Source organism: Fulvivirga kasyanovii (assembly GCF_009711405.1).
GTDB lineage: Bacteria > Bacteroidota > Bacteroidia > Cytophagales > Cyclobacteriaceae > Fulvivirga > Fulvivirga kasyanovii.
This window is the reverse complement of the sequence record NZ_SMLW01000204.1, coordinates 1-2,120: the sequence shown is the minus strand read 5'-3', so window position 1 is coordinate 2,120 and position 2,120 is coordinate 1. Positions and strand designations below refer to the sequence as shown.

General features: G+C 41.9%; 2 protein-coding genes. Both read left to right on the top strand.

The window, feature by feature from the left end; translation table 11 throughout:
* Nucleotides 1-175 precede the first annotated feature (175 nt).
* Nucleotides 176-1,615, top strand: coding sequence for an aldehyde dehydrogenase family protein (locus E1163_RS00845; protein ID WP_155168634.1), 1,440 nt, complete (start codon nt 176-178; stop codon nt 1,613-1,615).
* 54 nt (nt 1,616-1,669) lie between these two features.
* Complete coding sequence (locus tag E1163_RS00840) at nt 1,670-2,029, top strand: hypothetical protein (RefSeq protein WP_155168633.1); 360 nt, start codon at nt 1,670-1,672, stop codon at nt 2,027-2,029.
* Nucleotides 2,030-2,120: the final 91 nt, after the last annotated feature.

Here is a 2,120-nt window from a genome sequence, read left to right as displayed (position 1 = left end):
TAGCAATCCAACGGTTAAAAAATAGAACGCCCTCTTCATGTTATCTCCAGTTAATAAATTCTTAACATTAATTTAACATTAAAACACAATTATAACAATTAATTTAACATTAAGTTAACATTAGAATGTTCCTCATCATACCGGAAAGATTTCTTCTTTTTTGTATTTTTAAAGTATGAGCACTGTTAAAACCACCCCTGAAACCTATAGTAGCAGCATAGAAGAAGTTTTTTCGAAGCAGCAAAAGCAATCTTTGCTTATGCGCTCTGAAAACACCAAACAGCGCGCGAGACGCCTCAAGGCCTTACAGCTTTGGATCGAAAAAAACCAAAAATCTATTCAGGATGCCATCTACCGCGACTTTAAAAAGCCGGCGGTAGAAGTTAACATTACCGAAATATACCCTGTACTTACAGAAATACGACATGCTCTGGAAAACCTGAATAACTGGGCTAAACCGGCAAAGGTCGATGCCCCGTTATCACTTGTCGGCACCACATCTTATATTCAGTATGAACCAAAAGGAGTTTGTCTTATTATCGCTCCATGGAACTTTCCTTTTAACCTCGCTATAGGCCCCTTGGTATCTGCTCTGGCTGCCGGAAATACCGTAGTACTGAAACCTTCGGAGATGACACCTCATACTTCCGAGCTGATAGATACTATGATCGGGGAACTGTTCAAGGAAGACGAGGTCAGGGTTTTTAACGGAGGAATTGAGATTTCACAGGAGCTTCTCAAATTGCCTTTTGATCATATTTTCTTTACAGGAAGCCCGGCAGTAGGCAAAATAGTAATGAAAGCTGCTGCAGAGCACCTGACTTCCGTGACGCTGGAGCTTGGAGGAAAGTCACCGGCTATCGTAGATCAGACATGCAATCTGAAGGATGCCGCAGAGAAAATTGCCTGGGGAAAGTTCATCAATAATGGCCAAACCTGTGTGGCTCCTGATTATGTGCTGGCCCACCACTCTGTAGCAGATGCTTTAAAAGAGCACCTGATCACAGCAGCCCGACAGCTATTTGATAGCCAAAAACAAGGCTTCGATTTGTCAGCAGACTATGCGCGTATAGTGAACCGCAAACATTATGACCGTATAAATGAGTTGATCAGCGATGCCCTGGAAAACGGTGCCGAAATAGCCATGGGTGGAGAAACAAAACCTGACGAAAACTTTATACCACCCACCATCCTGACCGGGGTTTCTGAAAATGCTACGGTAATGGAAGAAGAAATTTTCGGGCCTGTATTGCCAATCCAAACCTATGATAAAATTGAGGAAGCTATTGAATTTATAAACGGAAAGCCCAAGCCTCTGGCCCTGTACTATTTTGGCAGGCATAGTTCAAATAAGAAACTCATTCTCAATAATACCTCATCCGGTGCCGTATGCATCAACGATTGTGTCTTGCACTTCAACCACCCCAATCTGCCTTTTGGAGGTGTTAACAACAGTGGCCTTGGAAAATCACACGGATGGCATGGGTTTATGGCTTTCTCCAATGAAAAACCCGTACTCAAGCAACGCGTCGGGCTAACGACTTCCAAAACGGTATACCCTCCTTACAATAACCGGGTCAGGCAGATAGTAAATTTGCTAATGAAGTATTTTTAACCAATACAATCTTTGCCTTTCATCCTCGTTTACTTATTACGAAACGAAAGAACGATGAAGAGAATGACTTTTATTTGCCTGGTTTTGGTAACCGCATGTAGCGAAAGCCAGGAATTTGATAAGTTAGAGAATGCATGGACTGTATCCTGGACCATCGGTGAAGAAGAAGTAACCGGAGACCTGGTACTGTTCGACAATAATTATGCACAGCTAAAAGTGGCCGGCCGGCCCAACTCACTTCTGATCAAAGAACCCGAAGGCGTGAATTTCCGGTGGGAAATGAACAACAATGAGCTTACCCTTAAGCGGTTAGATAACGACATCGAGCTGAAGTACGAGATTCTCAAAAAAAGCAAAGATTATATGGAGCTTTCTTTTGCCAATGAGATCACCGTAAAGCTATTCAGGCGTTAAGCCATTGCTAAGATTTAATGTTATTCTTTACTAAATTTGCTTAAGAAGGAATTATATTAAATATTCACCATTATGAAAAAAGTCCTGATTG